The 18,348-nt window shown below is 42.2% G+C and carries 9 protein-coding genes; 6 read left to right on the top strand and 3 right to left on the bottom strand.

The window, feature by feature from the left end:
- Window positions 1–36: 36 nt before the first annotated feature.
- Both PSF67_RS13385 and PSF67_RS13390 read right to left on the bottom strand, forming a co-directional pair.
- A complete protein-coding gene (locus tag PSF67_RS13385; protein WP_210844170.1) occupies window positions 37–474 on the bottom strand; it encodes a GNAT family N-acetyltransferase in 438 nt (145 codons plus the stop codon).
- Between the two features lie 143 nt (window positions 475–617).
- Window positions 618–941: a hypothetical protein gene (locus PSF67_RS13390; protein WP_102139485.1), complete on the bottom strand. Its 324-nt coding sequence runs from the start codon at window positions 939–941 to the stop codon at window positions 618–620.
- 301 nt (window positions 942–1,242) lie between these two features.
- Here PSF67_RS13390 and PSF67_RS13395 point away from each other — a divergent pair, with 301 nt between their 5' ends.
- Window positions 1,243–1,929: a DUF421 domain-containing protein gene (locus PSF67_RS13395; protein WP_102139484.1), complete on the top strand. Its 687-nt coding sequence runs from the start codon at window positions 1,243–1,245 to the stop codon at window positions 1,927–1,929.
- Between the two features lie 49 nt (window positions 1,930–1,978).
- Here PSF67_RS13395 and cptA read toward each other — a convergent pair whose 3' ends face one another.
- Window positions 1,979–3,688, bottom strand: coding sequence for a phosphoethanolamine transferase CptA (gene cptA, locus PSF67_RS13400; protein ID WP_102139483.1), 1,710 nt, complete (start codon window positions 3,686–3,688; stop codon window positions 1,979–1,981).
- A 361-nt stretch (window positions 3,689–4,049) separates the two neighbouring features.
- On the opposite strand from cptA, the gene PSF67_RS13405 reads away from it, so the two are divergent.
- The 5 genes from PSF67_RS13405 to PSF67_RS13425 form a co-directional block, all read left to right on the top strand.
- Window positions 4,050–5,228 carry an ion channel gene (locus PSF67_RS13405; RefSeq protein ID WP_102139482.1) on the top strand — a complete coding sequence of 393 codons (1,179 nt, stop codon included), beginning with the start codon at window positions 4,050–4,052 and terminating at the stop codon, window positions 5,226–5,228.
- Window positions 5,229–5,261: 33 nt separating this feature from the next.
- Entirely contained in the window at window positions 5,262–5,894 is a 633-nt protein-coding gene (gene ccmA / locus PSF67_RS13410) for a cytochrome c biogenesis heme-transporting ATPase CcmA (RefSeq protein WP_166268303.1), read from the top strand.
- Window positions 5,879–6,544: a heme exporter protein CcmB gene (ccmB, locus tag PSF67_RS13415; protein WP_004905254.1), complete on the top strand. Its 666-nt coding sequence runs from the start codon at window positions 5,879–5,881 to the stop codon at window positions 6,542–6,544. The genes ccmA and ccmB overlap by 16 nt, the downstream gene beginning before the upstream one ends.
- Before the next feature lie 429 nt (window positions 6,545–6,973).
- Entirely contained in the window at window positions 6,974–8,683 is a 1,710-nt protein-coding gene (locus tag PSF67_RS13420; RefSeq protein WP_272677070.1) for a ShlB/FhaC/HecB family hemolysin secretion/activation protein, read from the top strand.
- 11 nt (window positions 8,684–8,694) lie between these two features.
- On the top strand, window positions 8,695–18,348 hold a 9,654-nt coding region (locus PSF67_RS13425; protein WP_272677071.1), incomplete at its 3' end, for a two-partner secretion domain-containing protein.

Raw genomic sequence — 18,348 nt, forward strand, 5'->3', positions numbered from 1 at the left:
ATATTGAGGCGAGAAAATTTAATTCAAGAGCAATTATTACTCTAAAGATAATGTCATATAAATGTGGTCCATTCCCTCTTCATCATACATTTCTCCTTCAGTTTGGTACCCCAGAGTATGGTAAAAATCAATGGCAGTATGTTGTGCTGAGAGCGCAATCCTACGGTAATGATGGGAACGGCCATATTGCTCTACAAATTTCATTAATTCACGTCCTAGCCCTTTACCACGGTGTGGTTTTTGTACTGCAACGCGGCCTACTTTGATGAGGTTATCGTCAAGTAGCACACAACGTAATACCGCAGCAGGCTGTCCTTCTAAATACAAAACGACATGTAATGCGGACTCATCATATTCATCGACATCGATATCAGCGGGAAACCCTTGCTCTTGAGTAAAAACTTGTTGGCGCAGGTTGAAGGCATCGGTAAGGAGTTCTGGGTTTGCATACCCAATGCTATATTTAATTTGCATTAGTTTTCCTGAGAGCTAACGAGTAAGAAGTGCAATTATATCGTGGAATGGCGAATTAGTTAGGAGGGTTTTGGTGCTTTTCGGAGGAAAATAAGAATGCAGGCATTTTAAGCCCACATTCTTGAAGGGAATTGAGAGGATAATTATTTTTTATCAGTTTCTGCGTCATTTTCTGCTTTGAGCGATTCCGTTTTTTCTTTCATATCGGTTGCCACTTCATCGGCTTTATTAATCGCATCTGTTTTAACTTCTTGGCTCAGTTCTGACGCATTTTGTTTTAATTCTTCAGCTTTGTTTTGCGCATCTTTCGTGAGTTCATCAGCTTTTTGTTCACCATCTTCTTTTAGTTGCTGGGCTTTTTCTTCAGCTTGTTTAACGGTGTCACTTGGTTTGGATGAGTCATCACAACCTACGATAACTGTAACGATCCCCGCGAAAAGAAGTGAAGTGATGAGTTTTATATTCATAAACATATCCTTAGCACGATGCTGGTAAAAATGTTATTGAAGCTCGATATTGGCATAATCGCCAATGTGTATATTTAACTATAGTTGAAATTAAGTGAGTTATAAAATAATTAGGTAACTAATTGAAATGGTTATATTTTCTTTACTATTGGCTCAAGTGGAAGCCTATTTTCTGGAAAGTCATCTTTTGTTCCATGCTATAGAGTTATAAAAGATAGAGAATCAAGCTAAACTGATTGAACTTATTATTAAATAAATAATGAAAACAAATTTATGGCTTAGATAACAAAGGAATAGCATTATGGCGTACTATTATTCGTTGATTATTTTAAAATTTATTATCGGTTTTGCCATTGTTATCACTCATATGAATCTATCGGGGAAAACACAGCTTTCCCAAATGACTCCTATTGATTTTATTGGTAATTTTGTCTTAGGGGGCATTATTGGTGGGGTGATTTACAGTGATACTATCCCATTGTACCAGTATGTGATTATTTTAATTATTGGTGTTTTGTTTATAAGCTTTTTGAACTTTTTAACAAAAAGATTTAATTTTTTTCGTAATGTGGCCATTGGTAATCCCATACCCATTATTAAAAAAGGCCAATTTATAATGGAAAACATCTTAGAAAAAGCCAATAAGATAGACCTCATCAATATTTCATCTCGAATTCATGCACAAGGCATTCACTCCTTTCAAGAAATTTATTATGCGCAAATAGAACCTGATGGGCAGCTAACCATTATTTGTGATGAAAAAAATATGCCATCAGTGATCCTGATAAAAGAAGGGGTAATTAGAAGCTATGGTTTGGAATCTATCGAAAGAGACGAGGCTTGGTTAATACAGCAAATTGAATTACAAGGTATTGAATCAATAAACGATATTTTCTTAGCTGAATTTTGGCGTGGTGAAGTCACGTTTATTTTGCGAGATGGTAAAATAAACCGCAAGGGTGCACAGCACCTGAAAGTTATAGCTTAAATGAATAAGTCGGTGAAATGCAGGTAACATTTCACCGACAGAGACCTAATTATTGTTTTAAATCATCATAAAGCATTAATGAGGATTTATTATCTGGGTCACCAATGTAACGAGGTTGAGGTTTAAATGCCTCATTAAACAGGCTTTTTTCGGGCTCAAACCCGGTATAGTTTAAACCTGCTAAATCAGACCACGCATAGATAAAGTCCATATTACTGAATGGTCGGGCTGTTTTATCATTTAAATCAAATTGATGAGTTGATAACCACTCAGGTGACTGCCAAACTAGGAAAGGCACATTGTAAATGACTTTACTCGGCTTTCCTTCGCTGCGCCCTAACATTTTATGAGGCGGGGTATCATAAACGTCTTCACCGTGGTCTGAGAAAAACACCAGAAAACCATTTTCTTTTGAAGAATCAAAGTCCTTGATTAATGTTGAAACAACATAGTCGTTATAATATTGCGCGTTATCATAAGCATTGTAATCTTTTACTTCATCATCATTTAGATTCGCTGGAACCACGCTGTCTTTATCTTTGAAAATAGCTTTATCTTCTGGGTAGCGGAATTCATAGCGCATATGGGTTCCTAACAGATGGACAACAATAAATTTCTTTTCTGCAGGGTCTGCAAGCGCTTCTTTGAATGGAGAAAAAACCACGTCATCATAAATACGTGAGCTTTGCGCCATGTCATTGTTCAAATAATATTGCTTATCTGTTTGGCGAGAGAACGCCGTTAATAAGGTATTACGCTCAGTCATTGTCTGCTGGTTAGTGATCCAAAACGTTTTAAAACCTGCTTGCTTCATCATGTTCATGATAGAAGGGCGTGAATTGAACAGTTCAGGCTCTGTTTGTGTCGCAAACGTCAGAATTTGTTGTAGTGCCTCAATAGTATAAGGTCGTGATGTCACCACATCATTGAATACAGATAAATTAGCAGGGTAATCGTTAGCTAGCTCATCTAACTCAGGGGTGGTTGGGCGTGAATAGCCATATAGGCTCATTCTATCGCGGCTGGTGGACTCACCAATCACTAACACAAATGTGCGGGGGGTGTCACCGTTTGCATCGACGAAGTTTTCTAATGGTGGAATTTTACTGTTGTCGCGGATTAACTCCTCCATGTTTGCCAGCTGGTTTTTATATAAAAGGTAACCACTAACAAACTGCCATGGTGCAGCATAGGCGAGTTTACTATTCAAATAAGATGCGACATTAGCTATTGGCCGGTCTTGTTTAATGCCTTTGTTATAATAAGGAATTCCGAACAAAATAACTAAAATCAGCAATGAAATACCGATGCGCCCTGGTTTTGGTAATGTTACCGGTTTTAGGCGCGTCCAAAGGAAGATAGCGACGACCGTGTAAGCGAGTATGACACCTAATACTTTGAAACTAAAATATTGTTTAAGGAATTCGCCTGCTTCATTGGTATTGGTTTCAAACATCACAAACATGACACTTTGTGATATTTGGTGCCCATAAACAACAAAATAAGCGAGAGCAACAACCGAGGAAAGCCATAAAACAATCCCAATTACTCCTGCAATTAGCTTAACTTTTTTAGGAAAAAGTAGGGCAGGGATCAACCAAAGAGAGCTGTAGAGTAGTGAATCTCTTAGGCCAATGGAATTACTTTGCCCTGTTACTAGCACATACAGTTGTAATAGGGATGAAAAATACCAAAAGTAGATTAGTAACCAGAGCAGTGAGATCCAGCTAAATTTTTCTGAGTGTGTAGTGTTACCCATAGGTTTTTAAACTCTTGTTTTCTATTATTGTTAAGTCGAATATAAAAAATAATTGAGAAATCGATTTTTAGATATAAAGACGTAGTTTAAGTTCCAAAATATATCCTTTATAAATAATAATTTCTTAATAATTCCGTAACGCTATGTTTATTAGTGTTTTTTTTGCAAAGAACGTGTTTGGTTTTAATGGGGCAGTTCTTGTGATATTCAATTATAGACGATGTTTTGCCCGCCATTAGCAAAATAGTAAATGGCGAATTAGCATTTGTAATCGTCTTTACGCCATTGATACTATCCTTTGACATATTTATGGTATATAAGAAAATTTGGTGAATGCATCAGTGAAGGGTGAGAGCAATACATGTTAGATAACTCATTTGTGGCTTTTTTGAAATCACCCCTATCAATTAGGGTGCTTCTTTCATTGCTAATTATTATTGATGGCGCAATGATTTTAAAGCCTGTATTAAGCGCTTATACCGACTACATTGATTGGCGTGAGTCTGGGCTAACACAGTGGTTGAAGTCACTGGGTTTTATGAAATTGCTGGATATCCCGCGATTTTTATTGGGAATTTCACTGATTTTCCTATCGCTATTTATGGTTAACGGAGCCCGTATCGCTTGGGTGTTTTCATTATTTTTACTTGGGATTATTTCATTTGTTGACCTGCGGTTAACACAAGAAAACATACATCAAGGTTATTTTTCCCTCTTTTTATTGGTTGCTTTGTGCCTTTTTTGGAAGCTGTATCATCACCATAGCTTAACCAGTGCCGGGTTTGTGGCAATAACCTGTATTATTGCATTATTGCTGTATTCCATTTTTGGTACTTTATATATTGGTGATGAATTTTCACCAGTCGTTAAAGACGGCACAACGGCCTTTTATTTTGCTTTAGTCTGCATGACAACGGTCGGGTTTGGTGACATTGTTCCGGTTACGGTTGATGCGCGTGTATTCACAGTGACAGTGATTATTTTAGGGATCACAATTTTTACCACTTCAGTGGTTTATATTGTTGGGGTGTTAGCTAAAGGTACGAAAGAAATCGTGCGTAAGAGGTTTTCTTATATGAAAAATCATTATGTGGTGATTGGTAGCACACCAATGGCCGTCAATGTCTATCAAGGGCTGAAAAACCGAGAACTGCCGGTGGCCGTGATTTGCCAAGAAAACCATCGCAGCCATTACCCTGAAAAGGATAATATTGTGACCGGTGACCCAACCAGTTCCGAATTGCTCGCCGCAGCTAATGTTAAACACGCAAAGTGTGTGTTAGTCATGACAGATAGCGATTCCCTCAGTACTTTCGCTTTATTGGGGGTGAAAGAGCAAGCGGGGGAAAATAGTTCGGTAAAAACTGTGGTGCTAATTAACCAAGAAAGCAATATGGATAAAGTTCGCTTACTTAAGCCTGATATGTTGTTTTCATTATCTACACTAGGTTCAGAGGTTTTGATGCAAGTGCTTTGCGGTGAAGCAATATCGAGCGACTCTATTAGTGATATGCTGTTGAACAAAGTTGCAAAAAGCTAACCTTTAAAATAAAAACAACAGGAATTGTGCTGCATGCTAAGTGCTCAAGATGTGAGTTGCCTTCGGCAAAATAGGGTTCTATTTCACCAGCTAAATTTTACCGTTCAGCCCAGTGAGATCTTGCAAGTTGAAGGGCCTAATGGTGCGGGGAAAACCACCTTGTTACGCATGATGGCGGGGCTATTAAAGCCTGATGAGGGTGCGGTTTGTTGGAATAATCAATCGATTGAAAAACTGAAAGAAGAGTTTACGCGTCATCTGCTTTATTTAGGGCACAAACCCGCAGTGAAATCATTATTGACCCCGTATGAAAACCTCAAATTTTATTACCGAATGCATAATAAAGGCAGTGAAGGTGACCGTATTTGGGCCGCTTTAGAGGAAGTTTCGCTAATTGGTTATGAAGATATCCCTGTAAGTCAATTGTCTGCGGGCCAACAACGGCGTGTTAATTTAGCGAGGTTATGGCTAAGCGAAGCCCCTTTGTGGGTACTTGACGAGCCTTTTACTGCAATTGATGTTGCGGGAGTGGCGCGTTTAACAGAACGTTTTCATCAACATGCAGAGCAAGGGGGGATTATTTTGTTTACCTCTCACCAAGCGATGTCAGGGCAATTTGGCTCACTAAAACTGACGGGTGGGGTTGAAACATGTTTTGGTTATTAATTAAACGAGAACTTAAAATTGCTTTTCGTGGTTTTTCTGAATTGGTTAACCCGTTGTGGTTTTTCTTAATTGTTATCACACTATTTCCTCTTAGTATTGGTCCTGAACCTCAGTTATTAGCACGTATTGCGGTTGGGGTATTTTGGGTTGCCGCTATTTTGTCTTCGCTGTTATCGTTAGAGCGCTTATTTAAGGATGATTACCTCGATGGTTCCCTTGAACAGCTACTTTTGGCCCCACATCCCTTATTTATTACCGTTTTTGCTAAAGTCATTGCACACTGGTTAGTCACTGGGCTGCCCTTGATCTTGTTATCTCCAGTTGCTGCATTAATGCTGTCTTTTAGCGCAGACACGCTATTTGTCTTAGCGGGAACATTGTTACTGGGTACGCCTGTATTGAGTTTTATTGGTGCGATAGGCGCGGCATTAACGGTTTCTTTAAAAAAAGGTGGCGTTTTAGTCAGCCTGCTAGTCTTACCGCTTTATATTCCTGTGCTTATCTATGCAACAGGTACAATGGAGGCGCATAGCTTTAAAATGCCGCTAGATGGCTATTTTGCTATTCTCGCAGCGCTGTTTGCCGCCAGTATTACTTTTTCGCCACTTGCGATAGCTGCTGCGTTGAAACTTAATATTAGCAATAGTTAGCTGCTCACCTCTTCTCATCAATAGGTAATTAGGGCGTTGATATGCCCTAATTACCGATCTTTCTTACCCTCTTTTTTATAAAGTTGTAATAATTTATTTCAAATGTAATTGGTTAGATTTTCTTTACTCTTTATAAGAGAGAGGGTACTACAACTATTTGATTTTTAGTCACTAAAAATTACGCCTTAAGGTGCATTTTTGATGTTTATCTGGCTTGAATACAATATTCCCTACAAGTTAAATTTGTTTTTTATTTTTATAATTAATTGATATATAGGTTTATTTTGTTTTTATTGAAAGTAATTGGTTATTTTAAAATTAAGCAGACAATTAACAAAAAATGCGAACCAATTGGATTGTTATTTAATAAAAAGTATGTAAAGTTGCGTATATTAACTTAACCTAAATCCAAACCGTTAAAAAAAACTAATGCTTAATGTACGTACCTTACTGAACGGATCAATTTGTTTTGCCTTTTGTTTTCCTGCTCTTGCAAAAGCGTCATTATTGAAACCAGATAACACAGATAACTTGTTCAATCGTCAAACGCATCAGCAACAAACGTTACAACAGCAGTTTGATGCAAAATCTCCCGATGTGAACTTATCTGCTTCCATTGCAAAAACACGTCTGCAATTTCCGCAAGAGACTCCTTGTTTTTTAATTGAACAGGTTGTTGTCAGTGGGCAAGATGCCTTCCCACATTGGGTACCTATAGAAAGGTTAGCGGGTCAGGCTGTTGGTCATTGTATTGGTGTTGATGGCATCAATTTATTAGTCACTGACGTACAAAATCGGCTGATTAGCCACGGCTGGATCACCAGTCGTGTATTGGTTCCTGAACAAGATTTATCAACAGGAGTTCTCCAATTAGTTGTCATGCCAGGCAAAGTACAAAAAGTCATTTTTACTGATGACTCATCACAATACAGTACGCTGTATACCGCAATGCCAGCCCATTCAGGTAATTTATTGGATTTGAGGGATATTGAGCAAGGCTTAGAAAATCTACAACGTTTGCCAACCGTACAAGCATCGATGGAAATGATCCCCGGTGATGGCCCGGGTGAAACCCAAATTGTGATCAACCGTCAGCAATCACGCTATTGGCATGCGGGCGCGTGGGTGGATAATACGGGTTCAAAAAGTACCGGTAAAAACCAAGCGGGTGTGATGCTTGCATTGGATAACCCGACTTCTCTCAGCGATCTTTTCTATCTTACAGCGACTCGCGATTTAAGTTTTTCTAGCGATAAAGACACCACCAATTACAGCGCGCACTACTCGGTGCCGTTTGGTTATTGGCAGTTTGCCACCACCGCGAGTGATTATGAATACACTCAAACTATTGCTGGTGCAAATAGTGATATTGAATATCGCGGTAAAAGTAAAAGCTTGAACTTGCAACTGAGCAATGTGCTTTACCGTGATGCCACAGCGAAAACCACCGCTACCTATGATCTGAATTTGCGCGAAACCCGTAACTTTGTGCAAAACACTGAAATTGAAAATCAAAAACGGCGCACTACAGCGTGGAAGTTAGGTCTAAACCATCGCCAGTATGTGGGGCAATCAACCATTAACGTGGGGGCGAGTTACCAACACGGGACGCGTTGGTTTGGCGCTATGCCTGCTTTTGAAGAGTTTAGTAGTAAAGCTTCTCAAGATTATGCGACAGCCCTCGCGATTGTGATGCAGTTTAACGCATCAGCTAGTATCCCTTTTACAGTGGCCGAACAATCGTTGCGTTTTGATACTCAGTATTCGCGTCAAATAAGCGACCGTCCCTTAACGCCTCAAGATCAATTTAGTATTGGTAACCGCTGGACGGTGCGCGGCTTTGATGGTGAGCGCACGCTCAGTGCGGATGAAGGCTGGACACTTCGCAACACCTTGTCATGGTCACTGCCTATTCCTGCTCAAGAGCTCTATGTTGGGGCTGATTACGGCAAAATCAGTGGGCGTTGGACTAACCAGAATTTAGGGACTCACCTTGCGGGTGGGGCGATTGGCCTACGTGGGGCAATAACCCCTGCCAATTTGAGTTATGACTTATCTATCGGTACTCCCTTCTCTAAACCTGATGGTTTTAGAACCGACCCTGCCACTTTTGCTTTCTCTGTAAACTGGAATTATTAAGGACTCTCAGGATGAACAAGTTATTTTACCGCCTAATTTTTAATGCTGCTCGCCAAATGGTGATGGTGGTTTCAGATATTACGCGCAGCCATCGTGCGGGTCCTGCGGGTTCGAGTGAAAATCACGTAGAGAAAGTAACAAGTAGACGAGTGCGCTGGTCAATTAAACCGATAGTCACTTCTTTGTGGTTTACATTAGGAATGGTGAGCTTTAGCGTTTCGTCATCGACCATCGTTGCAGATGGTAAGGCTCCGGGTAACCAACAACCGACCATTGTTAATACGCAAAATGGTTTACCGCAAGTTAATATTCAAGCGCCTAACCGTGATGGCGTCTCTCGTAACCAATACAGCCAGTTCGATGTTGATCATAAAGGGGCGATCCTCAATAACAGCAGCACCAACACGAACACACAACTTGGTGGGATGATCCAAGGTAATGATTGGCTCGCTAAAGGGGAAGCCAAAATTATCCTCAATGAGGTAAATAGCCGTGACCCGAGTCAACTTAATGGTTTTATTGAAGTGGCAGGGAAAAAAGCGGATGTGATCATCGCCAACCCTGCGGGGATCACCTGTAACGGTTGCGGGTTTATCAATGCCGATAAAGCTTTGCTATCGGCGGGAAAAACTTTAATTGAAAACGGTAAAATCAAAGGATTTGAGGTCGATAAAGGCAGCATCAATATTCTTGGGAAAGGCTATAATGGCAATGGTACCAACTACACAGCGTTGATTGCCCGCTCAGTGAATATCAATGCGAAATTGCATGCCAAAGATTTAGCGATCACGACAGGAAAAAATACCGTGGCAGCGGATGGAACAACCATTCTTAAAACGGATAATTCCTCTGCCGATGATAAGCCTGAATTTGCTTTAGATGTTGCCGCATTAGGGGGGATGTACGCCAATACTATTAAAATGCGTGGGACAGAGCACGGTGTAGGCGTGCGTAATGCGGGGCATATTGGGGCACAAGCCGGGGATATTACCCTGTCAGCGGATGGGAAAGTAGGTAACTCTGGCGTGATCACCGCTAGCCAAAATATTGCCCTGACTAGCCAAGATGCTATCAATAATACCGGTACTATACTGGCGCAAAACGATATCCAGCTCAAAGCGAAACAGGCAATAACTAACACCGATAAAGGCCAAATCGTTGCAGGGCGTGATGCAGCAGTTCATGCAGAGCAAATTAACAGTGATCGTAGTGCTTTATTGGCGGCAGGGGTCGATAGCAAAGGTAAGCTGACTTCCGCGGGGTCGTTAACAGTTAAAGGGGATAAATCGCTTGCATTACAAGGGGATATTGTCGCCAAAGACACCTTAATCGCGACAGGTAGTTCACTTGATTTGTCTGATTCTAATACCCAAGCCAACAATATTGTGTTGACCTCAACGACAACCGATATTCGAACGAAAAATGCGCACCTAAAAGCCACGAATAAAGCCACATTGACGGCTAAAACGGGCATTGATAATCAGCGCGGCGAGATTGTTGCCAATGAGCTCACGTTAATTGCACCTGAGTTAATTGATAATCAGCAAGGCAAATTGGTACAAACGGGTAACTCAAAAAATACCTTAAATACCAAGCTATTAAACAATCAGCAAGGGGAAATTAACCTTGCAGGTGATACTTCAATCACGACGCAGCAGTTAAATAACCAGTCTGGGCAGTTACTCAGCCGTGATGGCAAGGTTGATATTCAAAGCAAAAACCTGAGCAACCAACAAGGCACGATACTCGCATCCGGTAAACAAGGCCTGATCATCAAGACAGATACGCTTGATGGGCAGAAAGGGGAAATTCTGACCAGTGGTGCACTGGGGTTAACCGCAAAATCGGCCAATCTTGACCAAAGTACAACACAAGCAGAGCACATCACTTTACAAGCAAATACGTTATCTCATCGTCAAGGAAATATGCTGCAGACGGGTGATAAAACGCTGAAACTCAATATAGCTAATCGATTGGATAACAACCAAGGGAGTATTGCATCCAAAGGTGATCTGAATTTACAAGCAGGGGCCGTTGACAACACGGACGGTAAAATCCTCACTAGCTCGAACCATCGTTTAGACCTAACATCTACTGGTGAATTGAATAATACTCGTGGGGTTATTCAAACCGATAAGTACCTGATGATCAAAGCCGATAAGCTGATCAACCAGCAAGGTAAAATGAGCAGTTTATCCGGTGCTGCTTTATTAACGGCAAATCGTTTAGCAGGTGAAAAAGGGACTATTTATACGCAAAATGCATTGCGCATAGAAAGTGCCGATATCAATTTAAACCAAGGCTTCACGCAAGCAGGCCAAGTTTCTATTTTAGCCAACAACTTTACCCATCAGGGTGCCACCTTGTTGCAAACTGGGGAAGGTAAAACTGAGCTACATATTCAAAACCAATTTGAAAACCAGAAAGGTGAAATTTCCAGTAATGGCCAAATTGATATTGTGGCAAACGGGCTAAACAACCAAGACGGCAAAATTATTGCGGCAAAATTAGGCCATTTGACGTTGGCTATTCAACAGGCGCTGAATAATACACAAGGGACATTATTAGGCAATCAAGGTATTCAGCTAGCAGCGGAACGCTTAATTAACCAATCCGGTAAAATTATTGCCAGCTTTGGTGATAACCAATTGACACTTAAACAGTTGGATGGTGAAAAAGGGGAAATTCTCTCGAAAGGCAAACTGGCTTTAACGGGGGATGAACTTAATCTCAATGACGCGGTGACGCAGGCCGATAACATCCAAATTGAAGGACAAAACCTGTCTCATCAGCGTGGGAAAATGCTGCAAACGGGCAGTGAAAAAGGGCAAATCAAGCTTGCTCAAACCCTTGATAACCAGTCAGGGAATATTAGCAGCCAAGGCACACTAAGTCTTGATGTCAATACGCTTGCTAACCAGCAAGGTGTTGTGGTCGCGGCAAAAGTCGGGTCACTAATCCTAAATGCGAAGCAGAGCGTAGATAACACCCAAGGCACCTTATTTGCAGAACAAGACTTTACCCTTAACACACAGTCGTTCACCAATATTGACGGTAAAGCAATTAGTAAACAAGGGAATATGCTGCTGACCACTGAAGACTTGCAAGGTCAGCGTGGGGAAATCATTGCTCAAGGCGATTTATCACTAAGTGGTAAAGGGATTGACCTGACAGCCGCAAATACGCAAGCGCAGCATATCCAATTGCGAGCGAATAATTTAACCCATCAGCAAGGAACAATGACCCAACTGGGTGAACGTGAAGGTACTATTGAGGTATCCCAACAGATTAACAATAGCGCAGGGGATATCAGTGGTAACGGCTCTTGGCTAATCAAAGCAAATACCCTTGATAATCAACAAGGTAAAATATTCAGCGCAAGAATGGGTAAGCTTGATTTACAAATTCAACAAGTGCTGGATAACACAGGTGGAGCATTGACCGGCCGGCAGGGTGTATTTGTGGAAACCCAATCATTGATTAACCGCACAGGTAAAGTGATTGCGAGCATGGGGAATGTCACCTTAAATAGTCAATCACTAGACGGTGATGAAGGTGAAATACTGGCATCGAACACCTTGAATATTGAAGGTGGAATACTTTCGCTAAATCAGGCTGTCACCCAAGCAGATCATATCTTAATAACGGCAAATACCCTTGATCACCAAGGCGGAAAATTATTACAAACTGGCGATAAAGCCGGGAAAATCAATTTACAAGGGAAGCTGAATAACCAAGCGGGTGAAATAGGCAGTAATGGCGACTTTTCATTAACCGCCAATAGTCTTGATAATCGTGATGGACAAGTTATCACTGCAAAAAATGGTCAGCTAGGTATTGATTTAACCCGTGAATTATTAAACCAAAGCGGGGCACTCATTGGTGAGAATGGGCTGAACATAACGGCAAGTGATATCGAAAACCAGCAAGGAAAATTGGTTGCTCGCCATGGTGATGCAAAACTGGATGTGGCTAATGGTATCAATAACCAAGCAGGGTTAATTGCCGCAGGGCAACTGTTGCAGATGAGCAACCAAGTACTACAAAACCAGTTGGGTTATTTACAAGCAAATACCATTGATATTAATACCCATAACCAGCGGTTTGATAATACACAAGGTTCGTTATTAGCTCAGCAAACATTAGTATTAAATAGTGGCCAAATTGACAACCAACAAGGGTCAATTCAATCAGGTAATGACATGCTGATTGATACTCACGGTGAGCAGCTCAATAACACCCAAAGCGGTGACAATAAAGGCATTTATGCGCAAGGTGGGTTAACCCTAACAACGGGGGAACTCAATAATGAGCAAGGCCGTATTGTGGCGAAAAACACGCTTAATCTGAACAGCCAAGGTGTTAACAACCAGCAAGGCTTGGTGGGCAGCCAGTCTGAACTCTCAATGACAACGCAACTATTGGATAACCGTGAAGGCGTGATTAAAGGCCGCTCTGTGAGTATTGACACACAGGGGCAGAAACTGACGAATCTTGCTAAAAAAGCCGATCAAGGCATTTTTGCTAGCCAAAATCTGGCGATGGCAATTGGTGAGTTAATCAATCGCCAAGGGCAAATACAAGCGAACCAAATCTCCCTCGATAGTCAGAAAAAACGTGTTGATAATACGGAGGGGGAAATTCTTGCCGTCAATAATTTAACGGCAAACACGGGGGCACTGGATAACCAACAAGGTCGACTTCAAGCAGGAAAGCAGCTCACACTCAACACCCATGGTGAGCAGATAAACAATAGCTTTACGCAAAAAAATGGTGGTTTATTAAGTGGGGGCGGTTTATCGATTGACAGTGGCAGACTGCTTAACCAGCAAGGGCAAATTCAAAGCTCAGGGGCGGCATCACTCACCACGACAGGTATTGAGAACCAGAACGGGCAAATTTTCGCTGGGCAGTCGATGGATATCAATACCCAGCAGCAGGCATTGCTAAATCAGCAAGGGACATTAGCGAGTAATGACAAGCTTGAATTGAATACTGGGGATTTAAATAATACCCAAGGTGTGGCTCAAGGAAAACTTGGACTCACAGTGAATGCTGAGCAAATTGATAACCAAAAAGGGTTATTACTGAGCCAATCGGCGTTAAAAGTGACAGGAAAAAACCTCGATAATACTGAAGGGGTTGTTCAATCTCAGGGGAGTACAACGCTGGATATTCATCAACGGATTGATAACCAGCAAGGGCAGGTTTTGTCCGGTCAAAACCTGAACGTAAATACCCAACAACTCAATAATATGAGTGGTGTTATTCAAGGTCTCAATAATGTTGAACTGGTAGTCAAACAGCAAATTGAAAACCAACAAGGCTGGATCAAAGCCAATGAAAACCTTGATATTTCTGCGGAGTCTATTGATAACAAAAATACAGCTCAAGCAGGTAAAGGCCTTGAAGGGGCAAATGTTAACCTCAGAACCACACATTTAGATAACCAAAGCGGGGCGGTTCGTGCAGGGCAAGCGATTGAAGCGAATATCGCACAAAGCCTGAATAACATACAAGGGATGCTATCTGCGGGAACGGATTTGAATGTAACCGATAAAGCGCAAGGTAAAGTCTTAGCGGTATTAAATCAGCAAGGGGTGATAGTCAGTAATGGCTCTGCCACGATCACGGCGAACCAGTTAACAGGTGAAGGTAAACTTATCGCACAAAAAGCGTTATCGCTCACCTTCAATCAACTATTTGAAAATACGGGACGCATTCAGGCAGGTGAAAACCTAACGGCTAATTTTGCTCAAGGTTTTACCAATAAAGGGTTAATTTCTAGTCTTGGCGAGCTGGTTTTAAACACAACGACCGTTATTAACCAACTTTCAGGTGAGATCAGTGGGCAAAGTACCCGTATAAAAGCCAGTGGTCAGGTACACAATACTGGGCTCATTGATGGCGTATTAACCCATATTGTTGCTAATTCCTTAAGTAACTTAGGAACAGGCCGCATTTATGGTGATTTCCTTGCCATCGCAGTAAATAGCTTAGTCAATGATAAACAAGGAGATAAAGCAGCGGTTATTGCTGGGCGTAAAGAGGCCAATCTTGCGGTTGGTGAACTTTTAAACCGTGATCACGCTTTAATTTACAGTGATGGTGATTTAACTATCGGTAGCCAATTAAACGACCAGCTAAAAGCCACCGGTCATGCTAAAAGCGTGAAAAACCATAGTGCTAACATTGAAGCGGCAGGTAACCTCACACTAAAAACGGATTTACTTGAAAATAAAGATATCCATTTACAACTGACTGATGAAGCCGTGGAAGTGAGCCGTGAACATTTTGATTGGTACGATTTTGGTAATGGGCGACGTTATAAAATTCAGCCGCGTAATGGCAACCAAACGCGTTACGCTATTAATGAAGATGGTACGCTGAACAAGGAAGTGGGTATTCATTATGAAAAATCTAATCGCTGGCGGATGTTTGAGTATGGTAACTGGACTAAGAATTTTTATGAATACGATTACGACCGTATCATTTATGAAACCCAAGTTATCAAACGCGATGCCGCATTGATTACGAGTGGAAAGCACTTGACGATTGATGGTCAGCAGCTGAACAATGAAAATTCACGCGTTGTTGCGGGGCAAAACCTGATCTTAACAGGCTATGATCTCAACAACGAAGAAGCACAGGGTGTTCGCCGTATCTTTGAAGATGGAAATACGATTTATCGCTATAAAGGTGGTAAAAAATGGAAAACGCGTACTAGCACGTCAAAATACCAAGGGGTTAATAGCGAAGAAGATTTAGCCTTACATCTATTAGAGGTTGCCGAGAACGCGGGGGGGATCAATAAAACTCAGCTCGATTCAGTGAAAGTGAACCAACTGGATGGGCAAGCCGAACGTGTTTCTGACGCTAATCAACAAGAAAACCAAGGTGCAGCTGTTACTGAGCAGGCGTTAAAAGATAGCAAAAACACGCCATTAGACCTGAAGCCAGGCCAACAAATGGAAGTGGCGCAGTTACCTTCAATTTCAGACAAAGTGGATGTTAAAGACGACAAATCGGTTGACTCATCATTACACGCTGATGATGCCAACATCGGTAACGGGGCTGACATTCAAGGGCAAACTGATGTAGGCAAAGGGGAAAATATCACTGCGGAGACTGGGCCTCAGGGGAAAGACAACCTCGATACCGTGATAAGAACCGTTGGGCCAAACACTCAATTACCCGACAATAGCCTGTTTAACTTAACACCGGGTAGTGATAGCCAATTTTTGATTGAAACCGACCCGCGTTTCACTAACTACAAGAAATGGTTGTCGAGTATTGATATTGTCACCAATGAGCAGCTCCATAAGCGTTTGGGGGATGGTTACTATGAGCAACGTTTAGTTCGTGATCAACTGATTGAAACCACAGGACAGCGCTTATTAGGCAACTACAATAGTGATGAAGAGCAATATCGCGCGCTGCTAACTAACGGTGTTGCGTTTGGTAAGCAATTTAACCTGACTCCGGGCATTGCATTATCACCAGAGCAAATGGCGAACTTAACCACAGACATCGTGTGGATGGTGAATAAAGAAGTCACACTGCCGGATGGCCGCGTTGAAATGGTTAGTGTTCCGCAAGTGTATGTCCGAGCCCGTCAAGGGGACTTAAACGGTAATGGTGCATTGTTAGCGGGGCGTAATGTTTCCGCCAACATGACCGGTAATATCCTTAATAGCGGTGAAATCAGTAGCCGTGAACTGACCGATTTACGTGCTGAAAATATCGAAAATAGTGGGCGCATTCAAGGTAAAGATGTACAACTTGATACCCTAAAAGATATTAAGAATATCGGTGGGGAAATTCGTGGATTAGACAGCGTTTCGCTTTCAGCTGGCCGCGATATTCTCAGTGAAACTGCGCAGCGTGGAGATGGCCAATCACAATGGCTCGACCGACCAGCCAGTATTTATGTCACAGGTGATAATGGCCAGCTTATCTTAAAAGCGGTACAAGATATCAACTTGATCGCCACAGATGTCGGCAATTTAGGCGTTGATGGCAAAACTTCCATTATTGCGGGACGCGATATTAGTTTAGAAACTCGTGATGTCAGCTCGGCATTTGATTACACGCATAATTCAAGCAATTACTATCGTGGGGCTAATAGCACTGAAGTCGGCACGCAAATTCAAACTAAAGGGGATTTAACCTTATCGGCCGGGCAAGATCTTTCCGCTCGTGCAACGACTGTGACCAGCGGTGGAGAGCTGGCGATCAATGTTGGACGTGACATCAATATTACCTCTGGTATTGAAACCAGTGACTATGCGAAACACACAAAAAGCACGGATAAAGGCTTTTTATCAAGCACGACAAAAGAAACTCATGATGAGGTGAACGAACGTACCGCTATCAGTAGTACGTTTAGCGGCGATAGTGTGAAAGTGACCGCAGGGAACAACGTCAATATCGAAGGGAGTAATTTACTTGGAACCAACGATGTCAATGTTACCGCTGGAAATCAGTTAAATGTGACCACTTCTGATGAAGCGTCCCATGAAACACATATGTCGAAAACAACCAAGTCAGGCCTGATGAGCACCGGCGGCATTGGTTTCACGGTTGGTTCAAATTCACAAAAAGTGACCACCGATACGGATAGTAACCAGAAAAAAGGCAGTGTGATTGGGAGTACGGCAGGCGATGTGACATTGACCGCAGGTGGTACAGCAAGCATTCATGGTAGTGATGTGATTGCGGCGAAAGATATCAATGTGACCGGTAGTGATGTGAATATTACGGCGGCTGAAAATAGCCGTACCGATATCACCACAGTGGAAACCAAATCCAGCGGGTTGACGGTTTCCCTCGGCGGTGCAGCGGGCAGCATGTTAGATGGAATGGCGCAGACCGCGAAATCGGCAAAACAAGAAGATGACGGACAATTAGCGGCCCTTAAAGGGATGAAGGCAGGTCTACAAGGCGTTCAGGCTCAACAAGCGGGTGAGCTAGCAGGTTTGAAAGAAGGCGGCAGTGTGGCAGATGCCTTTGGCGTTAATGTGTCATATGGCAGCAGTTCGTCTAAATCGACCACCAAAACCGAGCAGCATACGGCGTCAGGTAGTAGTTTAAGTGCGGGGGATAACATCACCCTTACTGCGACGGGTAAAAAAGAGGGTAGCCAAGGGGATCTGACAGTACAAGGTAGCCAACTGGATGCGGATAAAAACGTCACGTTAACCGCCAAAAATGATATCAACCTGACCAGTGCCACCAACACGCAAAAAGTGGATGGGAAAAACGAAAGCAAAGGTGGCTCAATCGGTGCGGGTATCAGTACGGGCGGTTGGAATGTCAATGCGAGTGTGAATAAAGGCAGCGGCTTTGAAAAAGGTGACAGCCAGTTCTACACCGATACGGAAGTGAACGCAGGCAAACAACTGACCCTCAACAGCGGCAAAGATACCACGCTGACAGGCGCACACGCGAGTGGGGAAACTGTTAAAGCCAATGTGGGCGGGGATTTAGCTTTATCGAGCCAACAAGTTACTGATAAGTATGACTCAAAGCAACAGGGCGGCAGTTTAAGCGGTAGTATTGGAACAGGCTTAAATACCACCGCTTCAGTGAATGTTAATAAAACCGAGATGCACAGCGATTATCAATCGGTAGATAAACAAACGGGTATTAATGCAGGCAAAGGT

Source organism: Providencia sp. PROV076, assembly GCF_028483405.1.
GTDB classification, from domain to species: Bacteria; Pseudomonadota; Gammaproteobacteria; order Enterobacterales; family Enterobacteriaceae; genus Providencia; species Providencia huaxiensis.

Bases quoted from the DNA above. Each gene is read 5' to 3' on its own strand.
- PSF67_RS13405 (WP_102139482.1), top strand. From the start codon at position 4,050: ATGTTAGATAACTCATTTGTGGCTTTTTTGAAATCACCCCTATCAATT.
- PSF67_RS13420 (WP_272677070.1), top strand. From the start codon at position 6,974: ATGCTTAATGTACGTACCTTACTGAACGGATCAATTTGTTTTGCCTTT.
- ccmA (WP_166268303.1), top strand. From the start codon at position 5,262: ATGCTAAGTGCTCAAGATGTGAGTTGCCTTCGGCAAAATAGGGTTCTA.
- ccmB (WP_004905254.1), top strand. From the start codon at position 5,879: ATGTTTTGGTTATTAATTAAACGAGAACTTAAAATTGCTTTTCGTGGT.
- PSF67_RS13390 (WP_102139485.1), bottom strand. From the start codon at position 941: ATGAATATAAAACTCATCACTTCACTTCTTTTCGCGGGGATCGTTACA.
- PSF67_RS13395 (WP_102139484.1), top strand. From the start codon at position 1,243: ATGGCGTACTATTATTCGTTGATTATTTTAAAATTTATTATCGGTTTT.
- PSF67_RS13385 (WP_210844170.1), bottom strand. From the start codon at position 474: ATGCAAATTAAATATAGCATTGGGTATGCAAACCCAGAACTCCTTACC.
- cptA (WP_102139483.1), bottom strand. From the start codon at position 3,688: ATGGGTAACACTACACACTCAGAAAAATTTAGCTGGATCTCACTGCTC.